Source organism: Rhizobium sp. BK650 (assembly GCF_014195325.1).
Lineage (GTDB): Bacteria > Pseudomonadota > Alphaproteobacteria > Rhizobiales > Rhizobiaceae > Rhizobium.
In genome coordinates, this window is record NZ_JACIBK010000018.1 from 30956 (window position 1) to 51143 (window position 20188).

At 59.3% G+C, this 20188-nt stretch carries 16 protein-coding genes and 3 pseudogenes; 8 read left to right on the top strand and 11 right to left on the bottom strand.

What is annotated here, in order from left to right; translation table 11 throughout:
* Positions 1-87 precede the first annotated feature (87 nt).
* Positions 88-423: pseudogene (locus tag FHX15_RS29035) on the bottom strand (LysR substrate-binding domain-containing protein); the annotation flags it as partial.
* A gap of 26 nt (positions 424-449) precedes the next feature.
* Here FHX15_RS29035 and FHX15_RS29040 point away from each other — a divergent pair.
* Both FHX15_RS29040 and FHX15_RS29045 read left to right on the top strand, forming a co-directional pair.
* Positions 450-608: a DUF982 domain-containing protein gene (locus FHX15_RS29040; RefSeq protein ID WP_184401801.1), complete on the top strand. Its 159-nt coding sequence runs from the start codon at positions 450-452 to the stop codon at positions 606-608.
* Between the two features lie 174 nt (positions 609-782).
* Positions 783-1080 (top strand): annotated as a pseudogene (locus FHX15_RS29045) (ATP-binding cassette domain-containing protein); the annotation flags it as partial.
* Between the two features lie 35 nt (positions 1081-1115).
* Here FHX15_RS29045 and FHX15_RS29050 read toward each other — a convergent pair.
* From FHX15_RS29050 to FHX15_RS29080, 7 genes and pseudogenes are all read right to left on the bottom strand, one after another.
* The gene (locus FHX15_RS29050) at positions 1116-1721 is read right to left on the bottom strand and encodes a TetR/AcrR family transcriptional regulator (RefSeq protein ID WP_184401802.1); all 606 of its coding nucleotides are present in this window, start codon (positions 1719-1721) and stop codon (positions 1116-1118) included.
* Positions 1706-3160 (bottom strand): amidase, encoded by a 1455-nt coding sequence (locus FHX15_RS29055; protein WP_184401803.1) that lies wholly within the window; start codon positions 3158-3160, stop codon positions 1706-1708. The genes FHX15_RS29050 and FHX15_RS29055 overlap by 16 nt, the downstream gene beginning before the upstream one ends.
* Positions 3161-3336: 176 nt before the next feature.
* Positions 3337-4362 (bottom strand): mechanosensitive ion channel family protein, encoded by a 1026-nt coding sequence (locus FHX15_RS29060; RefSeq protein ID WP_184401804.1) that lies wholly within the window; start codon positions 4360-4362, stop codon positions 3337-3339.
* A 69-nt stretch (positions 4363-4431) separates the two neighbouring features.
* Positions 4432-4848: a cupin domain-containing protein gene (locus FHX15_RS29065; protein ID WP_184401805.1), complete on the bottom strand. Its 417-nt coding sequence runs from the start codon at positions 4846-4848 to the stop codon at positions 4432-4434.
* A 52-nt stretch (positions 4849-4900) separates the two neighbouring features.
* On the bottom strand, positions 4901-5653 hold the full coding sequence (locus tag FHX15_RS29070) for an SDR family oxidoreductase (RefSeq protein WP_184401806.1): 753 nt from the start codon (positions 5651-5653) through the stop codon (positions 4901-4903).
* A 163-nt stretch (positions 5654-5816) separates the two neighbouring features.
* Positions 5817-6785, bottom strand: coding sequence for an MBL fold metallo-hydrolase (locus FHX15_RS29075; RefSeq protein ID WP_184401807.1), 969 nt, complete (start codon positions 6783-6785; stop codon positions 5817-5819).
* 315 nt (positions 6786-7100) lie between these two features.
* Positions 7101-7475 (bottom strand): annotated as a pseudogene (locus FHX15_RS29080) (carboxymuconolactone decarboxylase family protein); the annotation flags it as partial.
* 234 nt (positions 7476-7709) lie between these two features.
* Between FHX15_RS29080 and FHX15_RS29085 the strand changes: the two are divergent.
* The 5 genes from FHX15_RS29085 to FHX15_RS29105 all read left to right on the top strand — a co-directional run bounded on the left by FHX15_RS29085 (position 7710) and on the right by FHX15_RS29105 (position 14846).
* A complete protein-coding gene (locus FHX15_RS29085; protein ID WP_184401809.1) occupies positions 7710-8690 on the top strand; it encodes an alpha/beta fold hydrolase in 981 nt (326 codons plus the stop codon).
* A 379-nt stretch (positions 8691-9069) separates the two neighbouring features.
* Positions 9070-13131 carry a PAS domain-containing protein gene (locus FHX15_RS29090; protein ID WP_184401810.1) on the top strand — a complete coding sequence of 1354 codons (4062 nt, stop codon included), beginning with the start codon at positions 9070-9072 and terminating at the stop codon, positions 13129-13131.
* On the top strand, positions 13128-13769 hold the full coding sequence (locus tag FHX15_RS29095; protein WP_184401811.1) for a response regulator transcription factor: 642 nt from the start codon (positions 13128-13130) through the stop codon (positions 13767-13769). The genes FHX15_RS29090 and FHX15_RS29095 overlap by 4 nt, the downstream gene beginning before the upstream one ends.
* Before the next feature lie 2 nt (positions 13770-13771).
* Positions 13772-14149 carry a response regulator gene (locus tag FHX15_RS29100; RefSeq protein ID WP_184401812.1) on the top strand — a complete coding sequence of 126 codons (378 nt, stop codon included), beginning with the start codon at positions 13772-13774 and terminating at the stop codon, positions 14147-14149.
* Between the two features lies 1 nt (position 14150).
* Positions 14151-14846: a response regulator transcription factor gene (locus tag FHX15_RS29105; protein ID WP_184401813.1), complete on the top strand. Its 696-nt coding sequence runs from the start codon at positions 14151-14153 to the stop codon at positions 14844-14846.
* 459 nt (positions 14847-15305) lie between these two features.
* On the opposite strand, the gene FHX15_RS29110 is transcribed toward FHX15_RS29105, so the two are convergent.
* The gene (locus FHX15_RS29110; RefSeq protein WP_184401814.1) at positions 15306-16097 is read right to left on the bottom strand and encodes an alpha/beta fold hydrolase; all 792 of its coding nucleotides are present in this window, start codon (positions 16095-16097) and stop codon (positions 15306-15308) included.
* A 100-nt stretch (positions 16098-16197) separates the two neighbouring features.
* Here FHX15_RS29110 and FHX15_RS29115 point away from each other — a divergent pair, with 100 nt between their 5' ends.
* The gene (locus FHX15_RS29115; protein ID WP_184401815.1) at positions 16198-17124 is read left to right on the top strand and encodes a LysR family transcriptional regulator; all 927 of its coding nucleotides are present in this window, start codon (positions 16198-16200) and stop codon (positions 17122-17124) included.
* A gap of 454 nt (positions 17125-17578) precedes the next feature.
* On the opposite strand, the gene FHX15_RS29120 is transcribed toward FHX15_RS29115, so the two are convergent.
* Positions 17579-19810, bottom strand: coding sequence for a cation:proton antiporter (locus FHX15_RS29120; RefSeq protein WP_312861943.1), 2232 nt, complete (start codon positions 19808-19810; stop codon positions 17579-17581).
* On the bottom strand, positions 19755-20129 hold the full coding sequence (locus tag FHX15_RS29125) for a hypothetical protein (protein WP_184401866.1): 375 nt from the start codon (positions 20127-20129) through the stop codon (positions 19755-19757). The genes FHX15_RS29120 and FHX15_RS29125 overlap by 56 nt, the downstream gene beginning before the upstream one ends.
* Between the last annotated feature and the right edge of the window lie 59 nt (positions 20130-20188).

Genomic DNA, 20188 nt, shown 5'->3' on the forward strand with positions numbered 1-20188 from the left:
ACTGCCCCGCGACCGAGTGTTCCGCTTCCCGGCCGACGTCGCACCTGGTGGCGATCCCGACAACAGACGTCCGGCCGTCTCCTGTCCTCATCTACCCGGCCGCGCCAGCGATCGTGCGATATCGATAAGGTGTCACGTCGGCGGTCGGATCCTCCCTGTTTGAGGCAACACCGAGACGATCTTGAAGTCAACGTCTCTCACCTTCTTCAGCTAGAACCCGCGATTTGGCAGATTCTGGGTCCATTCCGGCACGAAGCCGATGCCTCGCCCGACGGAGACCAGCGACACCAGCGAGAAGGTGTCGTCACAGGTGTAAGCGACATTGTCGGCCAGATCGTGCTCTTCGAACTTTTCTGCGAAATAGCGCTCGCTGTCGGAGAGGTTCTCGCGCGAGAGTGAGATGATCTTCTCGGAGCGCAGATCATGTTCAAGACGCTGCCGATGCCTTGATGAAGGACCGGCCGTCAGACGGCGGTGATGAGTTCCTTGCTGCGACTGAGGCTTGCCTGGACGTTATGATCGGTAGAACTGATCCCAGCGAACTCAGAAAAGCGATCATTCGGGCAGCCGAGGGGTCAGGCGTCGCCACTATTACTGTTCTCCACTGAACGGTCTGCAGAACAGGGTATGCTTGCCGCCGCGGGACTTTAGTCGGATTGCAACCAGCGGCCCGTCCCTTATTTTTCGTCTTGCTGGCGCCCCTTCAGAGCCAGCCCGAAAGGGGTGTCTTTCGCTGACCGGGAGGCACCCTTTTCAGGAGGCCGCGCTCGGGCCAGAGCCGCAAGAACATGGGCTTTGCGCTGGAACTGGCCGGCGCCAAGCCGGCGGAGATCGACAGGAAAGTGGCGGAAGCTGCCGCCATTCTCGGCCTGCAGCCGCTGCTCGCGCGCAAGCCGGCGCAGCTCTCGGGTGGTCAGCGCCAACGCGTCGCCATGGGCCGCGCCAATGTTCGCGACCAGAAGGTCTTTCTCTTCGATGAGCCGCTGTCGAACCTCGATGCCAAGCTGCGCGTCAAGGGCCGAGATCAAGGCGTTACATCGACGCCTGAAGACGACGATCGTCTATCGGACACAAATCCAAAGTGCGCGGCAGCCTTTGGAGCAAGCGACCCAGTGTTAGGCTGCTTCTTCCTTCAACAAGGCTTGCAGGCCAGCCAACTGGAAACGCCAGAAGCAGCCGATAGCATCACGTATTTCCTCAGGTTTCTTATATTGCTGCAGGACTGCGCAAATAGTATCCAAAGTCGAAGAGAAGATTCTGCGAAGCACGAACTCGATAGATCCACGCACTTCCTTCCCTTGCGTCTTCATTGCGCGTGAGGTCATCTCCTCGATCATTTGTTCACGCACGAAAGCAAAGCGGCTGCCTTGTGCATTTCCCATCAGGATCGCTCCCACATGCGGGTGGTCCACCCAAAACTCCAGGAGCCTTGCTGCAGCATACGATTGGCTGTCGGTGAGAGCAGTCCAGGGCCGACGCTCACCAAACTCATCCAGGCGGGCCAGTAAAAGTTGCATATGGCGCTCCGCGAGAGCCGGGGTAACGACTTGGAGGAATAACGCTTCCTTGTCGGCCACATATTTATAGATATTGCTGACGGCAGTGCCCGCCTCGCGCGCTATATCGGCAAGGCGGACGGCCTCAAAACCCCGGGCCGCAAATTGCTTGCCTGCAGCCCGAAGAATCCGGGCATGCATCTCTTTTTTCAGGACTTGCGCCATGCCAGCCTCCGCGACAGTTCGCGCAGTCGGGGAAGCCATGGAGCCGCCGCCTCAAGTTGAAAGGCCAATCGGAGCAGAAGCGCCTCGTCGCCTTCACGGACAACGAAATGGCTTCCGATGGGCAGACCGCCTTCGCTGACTTGTAATGGCACCGACATGGCCGGAAAGCCTGCCATTGACGCAAGAGCCGTGAATGCAGCACTCCGCTCAAAATGCAAACGCAGTATTTCGTTGTCTGTGCCGGGAGCAAACTCGCCGAGCGGGAAGGCAGTAAATGGAATTGTCGGAGAGAGTAGCACGTCGAACCCCTCGAGGAGTTTCTTAAAGTCGTGGCCAAATGTCGCCATCGTCTCCATTGCTTCACCGATGCGGAAAGGGGCAATGCCGCGGCCACGTTTAACCAACCACCGCGTATAGGGCTCCAGCGACTGCTCGCTTTGGGTTGGTGTCAGGTTTGGAGCGACCATGCCCGTCAGATGTGCGGTCGTCGCCGCCATCAAATCGAGTATTGCACCTCCAGGCTCCGCGCGATCCAAACGTGGACCGTCAATTGGCATGAGACGATGGCTGAGCGATTCACAGAGCTTAACTGTTGCGCGGAGGGCTATGCGCACGTCCGGGTCAGGCAGATGGCCGAAACAATCTCGCTCGAACCAACCAATCCGCAGCGAGCCAGGTAAATCCGCGGCCAGTTCGGCAGCATCCGCCAACGGATTTGTGATCCCCTCCTTTTCCGTCACGCGCAGCCAAGTGGCGCTGTCGCGAACCGTTCGGCTGAGACAATGGTCGCTTAACAACGCCGAAAGTGGCGCGTCATCGGGCATGCCTGTCGATCTCGTTTTGCCTCGTCCAGGTTTGAAACCGAAAACGCCGCAAAGCGAGGCCGGACCACGTATCGAGCCACCTCCGTCCGAGGCATGCGCCACTGGAAACATGCCCGAGGCGACAGCTGCTGCCGCTCCTCCTGACGACCCCCCGGTCGAGCGCGACAGATCCCAGGGATTGCGTGTCTGGCCCGTTGCCATCGATTCTGTCGTCCCCAGGAGGCCAAACTCCGAGGTGGTTGACTTGCCTATAACAACCAGGCCGGCAGCATCAATCGCGTCGGTATAGGGCGACCCCGCCGCTGGAACATAACCGGCCAAAAGCCGAGAGCCGAATGAGGCTGGCAGGCCAGGATAGGCAAGAAGATCCTTCAGTAGCGTCGGTACCCCTTCGAAAACGGAGCCGCTCAAGGTTCGGTGTAGACGCTGGCTGGCCTTCTCGGGATCGAAGCTCGCAACCGCATTCAGGATAGGGTTCAGGGCTTGATATCGTGCAATTGCGGCGTCAAGCAAATCGCCAGCCGTTAAGCTACCTCTCCTTACCAGTTCAGCCTGCGCCGTCGCGTCAATATCAATAAGCGGCAGATCCATGTCGTTCGAGAGAAGGAAAGGCATCGAGACCCCAAAAGAGAATATTTCATTCTCTTTTATGTCCGGTGGGTTTGGAAGTCCAGTTCCGGGACAGCACCCGGCGCGTTTCAGCCCTCAGATTGCGGCTTGGCATTCTCGGCCGCTGCGAAGCATACTTGCTGCTCAAGTTCGTCAACCTGCGCCTCAGCTCGGTGTTATGCCTAAACCGCGTTGGATGAGAACGATTTGACGGTAGCTGCGGGCTCACCTCCCGTAACGGCTGACCCCCAAAGCAGGCTCTGGGGCGGCATTGCGAGAGAAAGGCCATTCGCCGTACAACCGCGGTAGACGAGATCAATGACCTCGTTTTTGGCTGGCATTCGCCTCGCCGGGCTCGCCACGCAGAACTGCAGTTCCACCTCGATCGTGATCGCGTCAATCGCTTTGAGAGCGACGGCCGGCGGTGGAACTTTGATGATTGTCTCACAGCCCTGCAGAACCCCCTGCATGATCTCTTCAATAACAGAGGGCGCGCGGGTGGCCGCAATATGCACGGAAAACGCAATCCAGTGCGTTTCGTCGGGGCGGCTGAGGTTGGTCATCCCTTGCTTCGCAAGGACGCTGTTGGGCACTACTACCACATTATGCGCGCCAGTCAGCAGATTCGTCGAGCGCCAGTTGGTTTCGGCAACGCGCCCCTCAGTGCCGTCGCTCAGTCGGATCCAATCACCGATGCCGTAGGCCCGCCCCAGCGTCAGTGCGATCCCCGAAAAGAGGTCGGCAAGCGTATTTTGCAGCGCAAGGCCAATGATAACCGCAACCACGCCCGAGGTTGCAACCAGAGGACCTATAGGTGCACCAAACACAAAGCCGATGACTGACAGCGTAACGCCGAGATAAACGACGGCGACGATCATGTCGTGCAGTAGATGTGCTTCCCGTGGCTTGTGGTTGATAGCGATATAGATGTGCAGGAAGCCGATGATCGTCCATGCAAGATGGGTCCACCAGAGAATCCTTGCGGACTTGGCAATCAACGACCCGGCGCCCATAAGATCGGCGTTATCGAGCTCGTAGGGCGAAATTCTGCCAATCGCGAGCACGAGGCTCATGGTAGCGAAGAAGAGAATTTGTACAATCAGGCGCCCAGTCGGACGGCCGCGCCCCTGAATGTGCCATACGAGAATGCCGGCAAATCCCAGAATATTGATCAGGACGAGCGGCAGGGAATGATGTTCGCCGAACATGACAGGCTCACCGAGATGCTTTCCTTCGGGAGGCGCTGGCGGATGCCGACGGCATCCGCCTCAACGCGCCTACTTCTTGAGCGGGAAAGTCAATTCTTTCTGGCTGCTGTCGACGACGAAGACAGCCAGCAGCTTAGCCGACTTGGTCTTGCTGGCATTCTCGCTGACGCCATGGCGATCGCCGGGCATCTCGGAGAAGTTTTCGCCGGCCCTATAGACCTTAACTGGACCGTCATTGACCTGACTGCGGATCGCACCCTCCAGGACCGTCGCATAGATGAAGGCCGAGTCCGGATGGGTGTGGCCCGAGGAAAAGCCTCCAGGGCGGTATTCCACGAGGACGCCCTTGATGCTCTTGCCAGGAACATTCGGCAATTCATGCTCGTAGACGAGCGTGACCTTAGCGTCCTTTTCGCCTGCAGCATGTGCGACGGTGGTGATCGAAAGAAGGGCGGCCAGGGCGAGGCCGAGAATTGATTTGTTCATCTCGAATTCCTTTCTTGAGAGCTCGGTGGTGTTGGCGTTGCACCGCGTTCATTCACTTTCGGGCGGAGGTGGCGAACCACTCCTCGAAGGAGATATGGCCGAGGCGGGGATTGTTGTCGGATACAAGCGAACCGTCCTCCAGCTTGGTGCCGAAGTAGAGGGCTTCGGGATCGGCGACGACCTTGCGGGTATCGCCCATCGCCTTCAGGTAACGGGCGACGAAATCGCAAAGCCGTGCGCGCTCGGGGCCGGAAATCTCAATGACGCCGTTCATCGGCACCGCAAGGGCCGCATCGGTCACGAAGTCCGCGACGTCATCAGAGGCGATCGGCTGCAGAAAGCCGGTCGACAGGCGGGTCGTGTCGCCGACGGTGCCCGCCTGGGCGATTCCACCGAGAAACTCCATGAACTGCGTCGAGTGGATGATCGTATAGGGAATGCCGGCGCTCCTGACGATCTTTTCCTGAGCAACCTTGGCTCGCATGTAGCCGCTCTCTGGCAGGCGCTCGGTGCCGATGATGGAAAGAGCGATGTGATGCTTCACACCCGCGGCCTTTTCCGCCGCCGCCAGATTGCGGCCTGACGTCTCGAAGAATTCGAGGACGGCTTTGTCCTCGAAGGAGGGCGAGTTTGCGAGGTCGATGACGACGGAGGCGCCGGCAAGTGCCCCGGCTAGCCCTTCGCCAGTGATCGTATTGACGCCTGTGTTCGGGGCGGCGGCAATGACTTCATGGCCTTGCTTGCGAAGGCGGTTGGCTGTCTTCGAACCGATCAGGCCGGTTCCGCCGATGATGACGATTTTCATGAGTTTCTCCATTTGCGGCCGCCCAGGGCGCCGCATTTGTTCATTCGTTCCTAGATGCTTGGCCGAGGATCAGCCGGCCCCGCCGGTTCCACAGATCCACTCGGCTGAGCCGGGGCGTGGCCCTAAAAGGCCATACGCCGGCTCGACCCTATTGTACCAGGGATCAGTAGTCCCAGAAGACAGGCACCCAACGAAAGCGATCGCCGTCGGCTGCCACATGGCCTACCGAGGGGAACGGCATATGAGTGGCCACCAGAAGCTCACCGGTCTCCGCCAGTTCCCGCAACAGACGAACGCGGACACGGGCAGCTTCTTCCGGATCGTGTTCGAAGCCGTTGAACCAGTCGGGGTGATCGAAGCCGACCGCGAACACCGCATCGCCGGCAAACATCAGCCGGTCTTTGCCCGATGCCACACGCACGACGCTGTGGCCGGGTGTGTGGCCGCCGGTTCGAGAGACGACCACGCCGGGCGCCACCTCGTGTTCATCATCGAACAATCGCAGGTGGCTGTCGTACTCCCTCCTGAACTGCTTGGCGGCAGCCCGAAGCGCATCCGGGAAACCGGGCGGCATGGATACATGAGAGAAATCAGGCGCCTCCCAGAATTTGACCTCGGCCGCCGCGACGTGGATCCGCAGGTCTGGGCGCAGCCGCGCCTTCACACCGTCAACGAGCAGCCCTCCAACGTGGTCCATATGCATGTGGGTCAGCACCACGTCGGTTACGGATCCAAGGTCGATGCCGGCGGCTTCGAGTCGCTTGATCAATTGACCGGCCCGCGGCAGGTTCAATTCCGGGTCCAGTCCAAGGCCGGCGTCGATGAGGATCGTCTGCTTGCCGCTGCGCACCACGACGACGTTTAGCGCCCAGTCGAAAGCATCCGGCGGCAGAAACATGTCGTTCAGCCAGGCCGCGTGCTCGGCCGGATCGGCATTGTATCCCAGCATCTTGGTCGGCAGCGGCAACACGCCATCGCTGATTACGAGCACCTCGATATCACCGATCTGCACCGCGTAGCGCGACGGGACCAGTTCGTCGGCGCCTGTTCTCCCGGCGCGTGAGTTGTTTTCCAAGCTCATGTTAGCCTCCTGCTGAGCAATCGAACCGGGTTTTGTTTCTGTCTGCGACATGATGCTCTCCTGTTTTGGGTGATCGAAGTTGTCGGTTACAAGCCACGGCGCGGATCTTATGTTGAGGCGCGTTTGCCCGTCGATCCGGCCGAGTAAGAGGAGAGGCCATACCTGAGGATAGGGTAGCCTATGCTCTCAGCGCGCCCGCAGTGGGCGGCGAAGAGACCGCCGTGAAAGAGCAGACGCGTTTTATTAGATCTTGCCGGGCGATTAATTCCCCCGGCGCATCCGCGTCTGCTCGGCGATCAGGCGGCGCGGCTTGTGGTCTGACGGATGCTGCAGCCGAAGACCGATCGCCAGTCGGTTCCAGGCTTAGATCATGGCGATGCCGATAGACAGCGCCAGGAATTCGTCTTCGGAAAAGGCACTGTGGGCAATTTCAAAATCCGCATCCGATGCGCGAGTCTCGGCGACATTGGTCAGCGACTCGGCCCAGGCGAGCGCGGCACCCTCCCGGTCACTGTAACGCTGCGATTCACGCCAGGCGCTCAGAAGAAGCATCCGCTCTTCGGTTTCGCCCTGCTTGAGCGCGTCTTGACGATGTATGTGCAGGCAATGGGCGCAGCCGTTGATCTGCGACACGCGCACCTTGATCAGCTCCATCAGCTTTGGATCAAAACTCGTGGCAATCCAGGCCTCGCCGGCGACGAGGCCATCGATCCCAGCATTCTTCCCAGCCACTATATCCAAACGTCAGCCTCGCCTCCGATGCCTTGCTATCTCGTCGACGATGACCTCAACCCACCCGACCTATGGCGGTCTTTGAATTGCCTTAGCGCCGTCATGGCCGACAAACCGGCTGGCTAGCCGTTCGATGCGAACACCTAAACCTTCGCACAGTCCGCAAATGCTTTGGGCCAATAGTTTTCGAGGCCGCCGGTCTCCATCCTCGTTCGCATTTCAATCATCGGGAAGGCCTAAAATATGCAGAACAATTCGAATGCTCCGGCTATCGGCGTCTCGCGCCGCGAGGCGCTCCTCGGCAGCCTCACCGCCGGTATTGCTGTGGGCTTGCCCGCGATTGCCGCCGCAAAAACTTCGAAGCCGCCTCTCTCCGCCGCCATCAGCCATGGAAAGCAAGCCACGAACATGATCACCACCAAGGACGGTACAGAAATCTATTACAAGGATTGGGGCACCGGTCCGGTCGTCACCTTCTCGCATGGCTGGCCGCTGAACTCCGATGCATGGGACAGCCAGATGCACTTCCTCGTCCAGCACGGCTTCCGCGTCGTGGCGCACGATCGCCGTGGTCATGGACGCTCCAGCCAGCCAACCTCGGGGAACGACATGAACGGATACGCCGATGATCTGGCGGCCGTTATCGAGGCGCTTGATCTCAGGGACGCAACGCTGGTCGGCCACTCCACCGGTGGCGGCGAGGTCGCCCGTTATATCGGTCGGCACGGTACGAAACGCGTCGCCAAGGCCGTCCTTATTGCCGCCGTGCCACCCGTCATGGTGAAATCGGCGGTCAATCCGGAAGGCCTGCCGATCGAGGCGTTCGACGCGATCCGTGCTGGCCTCGTCAAGGATCGCTCCCAGTTCTACCGCGACCTTGCCCCGCAATTTTATGGCGCCAATCGGCCCGGCTCGAATGTTTCCCAGGGTACGCTCGATCAATTCTGGCTCTGGAGCATGCAGGCGGGTCTCTTGAACGCTTATGAATGCGTCAAGGCATTCTCGGAAACCGACTTCACCGAAGATCTCAAGAAGTTCGATATACCGACGCTCGTCCTACACGGAGAGGACGACCAGATCGTTCCGCTCAAGGATTCCGCGGTCAAGTCTGCTCGGCTGATCAAAGGCGCCAAGGAGATCTACTATCCCGGCGCGCCGCACGGCATCACCGCCACGCATCAAGACCAAGTCAACGCCGAGCTGCTCGCCTTCCTGAAAGCGTGAGCGGGCGACGGCTCGCGCGGGGGCAGACCGCCATGCTCCGCGAGCCATCCGGAACTGGCGTGGCCTTGGCGCGCCAGTTCCGCTATTTCTTTTTCATCGTTTTCTCGGAGCTCGTCCAACACGCCGCAGACGTGGCCGACAGTCACCAGCGGCCTTTGGCCGACACAGGAACCAGATAAGCGGTGTCAGACATTCACTGAGGATCGAGAGTTTTCCACCAAGGCAGCGGCGGCATCGCCACCAATACATGGATTTCCATAAGTTGCCGCCGCACTAGGACGCGAATAGTGTACGACGCTGGATAGCTGATCCTGCTATCGAGACCAGCCTTTGGACATGCTGGTGTCAGCCAAGCTTATGTTTCCTGCAGGAGCCGCCGATGACGCGCGACTGGTCATACCGCCCACAACTCCTGCACCAGGGTCTGTTTTTTTCGGCTTATGTTCTAGGCTGCGGGTTCGCGCAGGCACTTGCAATCGTACCCGGAACGGGCATTTCCATATGGCCTCCGAGTGGGCTTTTCATTGCAACTCTTATCCTCGCCCCCAAGAAGAGCTGGCCGTGGTGGGTGCTGCTCGGCTGCCTCGGCGAACTACTCAGCAATGTCTTTTGGTTCCATAGCCCACTCCCCGCCGCCGCCCTGATTTATGCCGGCAACGCACTCGAAGCCATGGTCGGGGCATCGCTCGTGAACCGGGCTTTGGGTCGGCCGGCTCGACTTGAAAGCTTGCAGGAAGTTCTTGTATTCGTCGTGCTGGGCGCCGGCGTTGCGCCGGTGATCAGCGCGACGGTCGGAAGTGCGACACTCGCATTGTTCGGGATATTTTCGCAAACCTTCTTGGGGGCCTGGCCTCTCTGGTGGATCGGGAATGCTACCGGCATATTGATCGTCGCGCCCCTCGCGCTGGTCGTGATCCAGAATTGGAACGGCAGGGCCGAGCTATCGGCTGCGCGATGGATTGAAGCGTGCGTCTTGGGACTAATCCTACTCGGCGTAGCGGCCCTTTCGCTCAGCGGCTATCTGCCTTTCGCTTATATCATCATGCCGCCGTTGCTTTGGGCTGCTGTGCGCTTCGAATTCAAGGGGGCTGCTGTTACCCTCGCCCTCCTCGCGCTTGTAACCGCGATCTTCACGATATCCGGCGCCAGCCAGTTTTCCGGAAATGTCGAGAGCCAGCGCCACAACCAGATCATGCTGCAGCTCTTTCTGGCCATCTCGGCATTTTCGGCCCTGGTCGTGGCCGCGATATCCCGGCAGCACCAGCTCACGTTGCTGACGTTGCGAGAAAGTATGGAGGCGCTGCGCGAGCGGGAACGAGAGCTCTCGCAGATCGTGAACCTGGTCCCCGTCCACATCCGACGGCTGACGCCGGAAGGCGAGCCGACCTTCTTTAATAAGCGCTTGATCGATTTCTTCGGGCTTGATCTGCAACAGTTGAGCAAGCCGGGCACCAGCCAACTGGCAACAAACATTGAGACCCTGGTCCACCCAGATGATGCGGTCGGTCTACTACAGGCGGTGCGCCAGGCTGTCGCGACAGGCGATCCTTACTCGATGAAGTATCGCATGCGCCGCGCGGATGGCGTGTATCGCTGGGTTGACGGCCGGGGGGAGCCATTTCGAGACGAAGGCGGGAGGATCATCCAGTGGTTTGCGATCTCGATCGACATCGATGACGAGGTGCAGGCGCTGGAAGCGCTGCGACAGAGCGAACAAAGGCTCCAGCAGCTCATCGACGCGGTGCCCGCTCTAATTTGGGCGACAACGTCGGACGGAATGCCATCCTACATCAACAAACGGTTCAGAGATGCCACCGGAGCCAGCCTAATGGATATTACGGCGCCCGACGGGTCGCCATCGCTCAGTGTCATTCATCCGGAGGATGCCGACGCGGCCCGGCAGGCCATCCAGCATTCGTTCCGCACGGGCGAACCTTACATCCAAAGATATCGACAGCGCCGGACCGACGGCACTTATCGCTGGACCGAGACGCGCGCAGAGCCATTGCGGGACGATAACGGTGCCATCCTGCAGTGGTACGGCGTCAGTGTCGATATCCACGATCTGGTGATCGCACAAGAGGCTTTGCAGCAAAGCGAGCGCCGTTATCGCGACCTGTTTCACTATATGCCTATCGGACTCGCCGAGGTGGATGCCGGAAAGCTGGTTCCGTTGTTCAAGGAGCTGCGGGCCAAGGGTGTCAGCGACCTCACAGTCTATATTGACGAGCATCCCGAGTTTCTGGCACGCGCCCTTGAGGCCCTCGAGATCGAAGAAGCCAACCGTCACTTGACGGAAATGTTGGGAGCTAATGACCAGGAGGAGATCCGGGGTCCTATCACTCGCTATTGGCAACCTGGTCTCGCCACCATCCGCCGTGCCATAGAGTCGCGTTATCGTGGCGACGAAGTCTTTCAAGAGGAAACCAAGGTGACGCGAATGGATGGCAGCGTCATGGACGTCGTTTTCGCCACCGCCCGCCCTGGCGCCATCGCCGACAAGAGCCTGGTCGGCTTCATTGACATCACCGAACGCAAGAAGGCCGAAGAGGCATTGCGTAATCGGGAACGAGAGCTCTCGCAGCTTGTTGACGCCTTGCCTATCCACATCTGGAGCTGGACGCCTGCTGGCGAGCTGGCCTACGTTAACAAGCGATCTTTGGAGGATCTAGGCCTTTCCAAGGCGAACTTCGAAGATAGCGTCCGGGTGGCGCAAAAGCTGGTTCACCCCGAAGATGCCCCCGAGGTGCTGCGAGCGTCAGCCAACTCGCTTAAAACTGGCGACGCCTTCACGATGCGGTATCGCCGGCGTTGGAAAGACGGCAACTATCGCTGGATAGAGGCGCGTGCGCAGCCTCTGCGCGGTCAAGACGGAGCGATCGTTCACTGGTATCAGGTTTCCATCGACATCGACGATCAAGTGCAGGCCGAGGAAGCGCTGAAGAGCAGCAAGCGGCAACTGGAGCAGATGATCGACGCCATGCCTTTCAATATCCTCAGCTTTGCTGCCTCAGGCGAGATGACCTACACCAGCAAGAGATATCTCGATGACGTTGGTTCGCCGAGGGCGAACATTAGAGACTTCGATGCGCTGGCCCGAGACGTGGCTCATCCAGACGACTTTTCGGAAATGTTTCAAAGGGCATTGGATGGCTTTGCCGCCGGCCAACCTTTCGTGAACCGGTTTCGCCGGCGCAATAAGCAGGGCATCTATCGCTGGATAGAGGCGCGCGCGCAGCCTCTGCGCGATGCAGATGGCACAATCGTACAATGGTACATTGCCTCGATAGACATTGAGGACGAGATGCGCGCGCAGGAAGCCTTGCTTGAGAGAGAGCGCTTCCTTTGGCAATTGGTAGAAACACTGCCGGCGATGATCGATTGCGCTGCGCCTGACGGCGAACCGGTCTATCGCAGCCAGCAACTGCGTGAGTTCCTTGGCTATGAGTTGGAGGAACTGGATGGAAAGACCAAGTCGCGGCTGAACGCTACCCTCGATGCAGGGGTCCATCCCGACGACGTGGCTGGCGTCAAGGAACATTACGCCCATTGCCTGGCGAGCGGCGAGCCCTATCGCAGAAAGCACCGCCTGCGGCGCTTTGACGGGGAATACATTTGGGTCGAAACGCGCGCCGCGCCGATGCGCAAGGACGATGGCACCATCGTGCAATGGAATGTCATCTGCCTGGATATCGATGGCGAGGTGCGAATGCAGGAAGAGCTGCGCCTGGCGCAGGACCGGTTGGCGCGCGCAAGCCAAGCCGCGAGCCTCGCCGAGCTTTCTGCCTCGATCGCCCATGAGGTCAATCAGCCTCTGGCGGCGATCGTCTCCAATTCGCATGCGTGCTACCGCTGGCTATCGGCCGACCCGGTCAATATCGCGCGCGCGAAGATCACGACCGAACGAGTCATTCGCGACGCGAACTCAGCGGCGGAAGTCGTCGGTCGCATCCGGGCGCTGTTCAAGCAATCCGTGGAGAACAGGATTAGCTTGTCGCTGCCAGGCGTCATCTCGGAGGCGTGTACTCTGGTGGCCAGCGAGGCTTTGCGTCGTCGCATCCGGATCGACATCGACTTGGAGGACAACCTTCCGCCTGTGACCGTAGACCGCATCCAGATCCAACAGGTCCTGATCAATCTGATGCGCAACGGCATAGAGGCAATGGAACCCGTCGCAGGGGAAAAATCGCTCAAGATCGGCGCCCATCGCGTGGGCAGCGAAGTGCAGATCGAGATACTCGATCTGGGAGGCGGTATTGAATTTCCAGACCAGATTTTTGAACCCTTCTTCACCACAAAAGAGAGCGGAATGGGTATGGGCCTTGCCATCTGCCGTTCGATCGTCGAGGCGCATGGCGGACGTTTGTGGGCCGAGAGAAATGAACCGCGCGGCGCGCGATTCATTTTCACCTTACCAATCGTAGGAAATGCGGCTCCATGACAACGGACGACCATATTATTTTTATCGTTGACGACGATGCACGCGTCAGGGAAGCGCTTGGCGAGCTCCTAGAGACCCACGGCATGCGCGCTATCGCGTTTGGGTCGGCAGGCGACTATGTGAACGCCGAAAAGCCAGATTTGCCTGCCTGCCTGATACTCGACGTTGAATTGCCTGATATCAACGGTCTCGAACTGCAGCGGCAGATCGCCAAGGGCGATCACCCGCCGATCGTCTTCATCACCGGCCATGGCGACATCCCTTCCTCGGTGCGAGCGATCAAGCACGGCGCAGTAGATTTTCTCACCAAACCGTTCAGCGATACGGACCTGATGGCCGCGGTTCACATGGCAATTTTCGAGGATCGGCGAAAGCGATCGGAACGGGCTGAACTGAGCTTGTTGAGACAACGCTATCTCGAATTGACGCCGCGCGAGCGCGATGTCCTGCCGCTCGTAGTGAGTGGCCTCCTCAACAAGCAGGCGGCCTCGAAACTCGGGATCAGTGAAGTGACGCTGCAAATCCATCGGAGGAATGTGATGCAGAAAATGGCGGCGGCATCGCTCGCCGACCTTGTGCGAATGGCGGAGCGATTGGAAATACCAATCACCCATTCGCGCAAGACGGGAGGAAATTGAGTATGGAGAAGACAAGACCGATTGTCGCGGTGGTCGATGACGATCCGCGGCTGCTCGAATCGCTGGAGGAGCTGCTAGAATCAGCCGGCTTCGCAGCTTGCTGTTTTCGGTCGCCTGAGCATCTGTTGGCCCGGGGCCTTTCAAACGTAGATTTGTTGATCACCGACATTGGCATGCCGGGCACGAACGGCTTTGAGCTTCGTGACATTGTCAACAAGTCGCGTCCAGAACTACCGGTGTTTCTGGTCACCGGCAGGCACGAAATCGCCGACCAAGGCCGCGCCAAGGGCGTCAACGGCTTTTTTCGAAAGCCATTTGACGCACCTGCCTTGCTCATCGCGATAGAAAACGCTTTGCAAAAATCGAGTAAAGGAGGGTGACATGAGAATCGACGAGCCGCTCCGGAGATCAGCACCATCATCGCGGCAGCACAAGAACAACGCAGTTGAGCCCATAGTCATCATCGTCGATGACGATGCGGCCGTTCGCGAGGCCTTGTCGGAGCTGATTCTCTCAGCGGGGTTCCAGCCCGTAAGCTTTGCCTCGACCCGTGAGGTACTTAACGCCGACGTGTTGGACAGCCCCGGATGCCTAATCCTTGACGTGCGGATGCCAGGAGCGAGCGGCCTTCACCTGCAGCACCATCTGGCCGAACGAGGTAATGCGAAGCCAATCATCTTCCTGACCGGACACGGTGATATTCCGATGACCGTGCAGGCGATGAAGGCAGGCGCCGTCGATTTTCTCACAAAGCCTGTGCGCGACCAGACGCTACTCGATGCCGTAAATGCTGGTATCGAACTGGACGCGGCTAGACGAGCGAAGGCCTTGGTCGTCAGGCGCAATCTTGAACGGCTCGAAACACTGACGCACCGAGAGCGCGAGATCCTGCGCGAGGTTGCGCAAGGGCGCGTCAACAAGCAGATCGCCTTCGACCTCGGGATCAGTGAGGTCACGGTCAAACTGCACCGCGCCAACGTCATGCGCAAGATGGGCGCCGGTTCAATCGGCGAGTTGATCAGGGCTTGGGAGACGCTACCCACGGCGATGCGCGAGACGGGCGGCGCTTGGATCTGACGGAACGAGCGTATCCAGAAATCCCAGATTTCGGCGATCAAGTCCCCTTGTGTCGGATTGCCAGCGCGCATTACGACATCGTTGTTCTCCCGCAGCGGGAGCAATTGAAGCACCGCGCCTCACGACGCGACGCTAACGCGGCCTTTCCAGTTACTGACGAGCTGCTGCATCGCCGGGAATATTGCTGCGACAGCAAGATCCGTAAACAGGAGACGAACCGGAGGCCATCATTTAATGAAGTCTTTGAACTTTGGGCTCTCAAAATTCAATCTAACACCACGAGCGCGCCGATCCAACCGTCCCACGGTGGGGCCCCGACGGGTGCATATCCACATTTCAATAAGGACGTGTCGTGAAGCACCTCATCGGGCGGGCCTTCGATCAAATCGCAACCGCGGTTTCAGATAGAAAGAGTGGTGGCATGGCTGCCGATGTCGGCTCCTACGCGATCGTAACCAGTCAGCCCAGAAAATCCTGGACCGCCTGCATGAACTCTGATGGATATTCAACGTTCGACAGATGAACCGCAGGCAAAACAACCAGCTTCGCGCCGGGCACTGTCGCGGCGATCAACTCGCTATGGCTGAGCGCCGTCACGGTGTCGTACTCCCCAGCAATCACGAGTGTCGGCCGGTTGATTAGTGCCACGGTGCGGCGAAGGTCCGCATCGCGAACCGCCGCAAACAACCCTGCCAAGCCTTGTCGGTCGATTGTCATCAGCATGGCTCGGAATTCCTCGATAACTGGGTCGTTGGCCGCCAACATACCTGACGGGAACCAGTTGTTGAGGAATATCTCGGCGGTCTCCGACATGTCTGGTGCCTGACGCACGACGGCGATACGCTCGTCGAAATAGCTTGCGGGTGAGAGGTGCGACGACGTGTTGCTCAGGATCAGCCGGTCGATACGCTCGGGCGCGTAGATTCCGAGCCACTGGCCGACGAAGCCACCGAGCGACAGGCCGAGGAAGTGCACGCGTTGCAGATCAAGCGCATCAAGCAATTCGATGACGTCGCGGCCAAGCCGGTCGAGCGAATAGGCGCCGACCGGCACGCTCGATCCACCATGGCCGCGAAAATCGTAGCGCAGAACGCGGAAATCCTTCGATAATTTGTCGATCTGCCCGTCCCACATGTGCAGTGTGGTGGCGATCGAGTTGGACAGTAGCAGCACCGGCTTTGCACCGTCGCCGTCGAAGCGGTAGGCGATTCGCGTGCCGTCACCGACAGTCACGAAAGGCAGCTCACTCATGATGATGGTTCCTTCAGAAACGTTGAATGAACCAACCGTAGCGGCGCCCGACGTTTGTTGATATTACAAAGATAGGACAATCTCTGTAATCTGGACTGACATGGCTGAATTCACGTTGCACGACCTGCAGTGTTTCGATGCCGTCGTCCGCACCGGCGGCTTTCAGCCAGCGGCCGCGCTGCTGCACCGTTCGCACCCGGCGGTGTTCGCTGCCGTCGCCAAGCTTGAGCGACAACTCGACCTCGTTCTTCTCGATCGCAGCGGCTATCGAGTTCGCCCGACCGAGGCAGGGCGGTCGTTCCACCGCCGGGCTCAGTCGCTATTGCGAGAGTTGGAAGGCCTGCGGGTCCATGCCACGCAGCTCTCAATGGGCGAAGAAAGCGAAATCCACGTCGTCATTGGCGACCTCTGCCCTCGAGCGCAGGTGCTGGGCATGCTCGGCCGGTTCTTTGCCCAATGTCCCGGCACGCGCCTGCATCTGCATTTCGAAGCCGTTGGCGGGCCGTGGGAGCGCCTCTTCGATGACGAGGCCGATTTGATCTTGCACTGGATCGACAAGGGCGACGCGCGGGTGGAATGGATCGATCTGTGCAAGGTGCCATTTATTCCCGTGGTGGCGCCGGGCTTTCTGAGCGATGACATCAAGCAGCCGATCACTCTCGACCAGATGCAGGCGCTCACTCAATGCGTGATGCGCGACACCGCCCGCCATTCACCGCAACAGAACTACTTCATGATCGAAGGCGCGCCACAATGCCTGGTGGCCGACCACAGCATGAAGAAGGAGATTATCTTGCAAGGTCTAGGCTGGGGCCACCTGCCCCGCTTCCTGATTGAAGACGAGCTGGTTGACGGACGCCTGCGATCGATTACAGGCGTCCATATGCCGGGCCGTACCGAGGAGCTGGTGGTGGCACGCCGCCGCGACCGGCCGCACGGACCGATCGCGCAACGGTTATGGGATCATGTCCAGCAGGAAGCTCCGGCATTGCGCCGCGCTTTGCAGCCCTCGGAAAACTGGCCGTAGAGGATTCCGCTTTTTTGGAAAATATCAAGATGAATTGCGCGCTTTCTTCGACTGGGCCAGCCAAAGAAAGCGCGACACCGAAACCGCGATAGACGATCCTTGCGGTTGAAGGAAACAGAGCCAACTCTGTTCTGACACGCTTCCCGCGCTGCTCCTTTGCTAGATCAGGCATGCTCACGGCGTGCGCTCGTTTGCCATCCGCTCCCTCCGCATGAGGGCCCAGTCGATGAGTTCAGCCATAGACGGCCCCACGGCCTTGCCCATCTCGGTCGCAATATGCATGTCGATATCGAAGTTGTCGGCCTGAGGTGATTTATGAATGCACTCTATTGCATGCGCTACGGTCGGTTCGCCCAGTATCGTACTCCGCTTGCTGTTTGTCTGCGCTTACGACATTTTTTCGCCCTGACCCTATTGGGGACCGCGGTAAAGGATGGAGTGGGAGTGGAAGGGCTTATGTTTCGACGAAGACGAATGAGCGGTCGGCGGTCTCTGCCAAAGTGTCGGCGACACTGCCATACGAAAGTTCCTGGCCCGCGCGCCGGCTGACGCCGAGAACAATGAGGTCGAAGCGTCCTCTTCGGGCCAGCTTGAGAATGGCAAGTTCCGGTGCCGACGCCTGTGGGGCGACTTTCTCGACATCAACCTCGTAGAAGGACGCGATTCGATCCAATTGCTCGAAGGCTGCCATGTGGGCATTCCCTGCGTCGCTGACCCGACGGAGCGAAGTCGATTGCGTCGGGTCGCGGAAATAGACCGCGGTTATTGCAGCGCCCGTGGCTTTCGCAACGACTAAGGCGAATTCCGCGGCCCTCAGCGACCGTTCGGTGCCACTGATAGGCACGAGGATACGCAAGTCCCGATCTCTTTCAGCGATGATGCCACGCGCTGCGACGATCGCTATTGCGCCCTTGAAGGCCGCGATCATCCCGGCGAGTTGTGCGCTGTACTTGCCGTTTTCGCTGTCTGCCGGCTCGACGCCCAAAAGCATGATGTCGTGGCCCTTCTCGGCAGTCTCCGTGAGAATCTCTTCAAGCTTACCGTCCTTGTCCCGAATGGAGACATGAACCGCGTCGCCCTTACTCGGTTCTGCAACATCGTCCTGCGCTTCGACCGCCGTTTCGGCAGTCGCCTTCACACGCTTGCTGATCTGTTGCGCGCCGATGGCGTTGTTTTTGGCATCTTGCGGATCTGCCGTTCGGCCGTCCTCTCCCCGAATATCGAGAACCGTGACCGGCATTTTCCTCAATGCTGCGAAATACCCCGATATCCGTGCAGCCAGATCGCTGCTTGCGGATTGATCGGTTGCAAGCAGGATCCGTTCGAATTGCAATACAAAGCTTTGTTCCTTAAAGGATTCGAGCTCGAGACGATCCTTCTCCTCCTTGCGCATCGGAAGGCGCGCGAGCGCCCAACGGAGGGTCGGCGGCATGGCCATCGTCGTGACCACCGCCATTGCAACGATGACGGAAAAAAGCCGCTCGTCGAGAACACCGACCGAAAGGCCGATCGAAGCAACAATGACTTCGGTGGAACCTCGAGCATTCATTCCGCATCCAAGGGCGATGGCCTCGGCGTTGGAGAAGCCGCCGAATTTAGCCCCGACAAACGCGCCACCGAACTTGCCGAGGCTGGCAATGATGACCAGTCCGACCGCCAGAAGCAGGATAGACCAATCAGCGAGAACGCTCAGATCGGTGTGCAGGCCGGTGAGCCCGAAGAAGACCGGCATGAACAGGGCCGTCGTGAGTGCCCTGAGCTGCCCCTCGATCTGACGGGTAAGGATGGGGGATTGCCCGACGAGAATGCCAGCGACGAAGGCACCGAGCACCGTGTGGACGCCAATGGCGTCGGTAATGATCGCCATGGCTCCCATGATTGCGATAATGGCGCTTGGGACCGGCAGATCGCTTTTGAACCTGTCGTTTGTCCAGCGGATAATCTCAAAGACGATGCGTCGCCCGATCGTGAAACTGAAGGCCATGAAGAGAGCCGTACCGATGACGCTTTGTGCCAAGGTTGTAAGATCGACGGCACCGTTTTCCGCCAGGCTGAACGTCACGGCGATAATCACCCAGCCCACGGTGTCGTCGATGATGGCGGACGCGACGATCAGCTGGCCGACATTGCGCCGCATGAAGTCCATCTCGCGAACGACCGTGGCCGCGATCTTCACCGACGAGATCGATAGCGCTGTCCCAAGGAAAAGGGAGGTGACAAGTCTCGCATCCGGGTTAGGCAAGAGACTTGCGGGCAAGAGCTCTCCTAGGGCGAAGCCGAACGCAAAGGGCACGACAATGCCCGTCAGGGAGACGCCCGCCGCGGCCCGGCGCAGTCGCAGCGCCAGGGCGAGGTCGGTTTCCATGCCGGCCAGGAGCAGCAGAAACAGGATGCCGAGCTGCGCCACCGCATCAGCCATCGCTTTTTGCGTATCGAGCGCGGGGAAGAGCGCCGACTGCGCGCCGGGCAGGAGATACCCGAAAACGGACGGCCCGAGAAGGATACCTCCGATGATCTGGCCCATGATGGACGGCTGTCCGATGCGGACCATGGCCTCACCGAGCAACCTGCCGATGACCACGAGGATGATAATCTGGACAAGAAAGAGTGCTTCGGACGGACCGGTAGACTTACCATCGGCTGCAAAGACTGGAAAGCAACTGCCAACGACAACGCAGGCTGCCACGGCAGGCAGCTCCCATCGACGAAGCTGCGGGAAAATTGCCCTGGTTGTCATGCGCGAAGAATTCCCATGAATGGTATCGCATGAGAACGGACTGAGCCAGCTTCTGTTCCAGTCGGCACAATGACCGGAAAATCGCTCCCGGCGATGCCCGCCTGCGGGAAACCGAGTGAACCGCCAGCAAGTTTCTGACAGACAGGAGCTCGCTATGAGCGACCATGAATAGTCGGCCAAGGAACTTGCCGAGCATTATCAAATCAGCCGACAGCAAGCTCTTAGATACATCGCTCGCTTCGGTGGCAATCGTGTCGAGGTCAATCATCTCCTTTCCTCGGCACCCAGAACAGCGGTCCACCGCCCCGACCGACTGAACCAAACCGC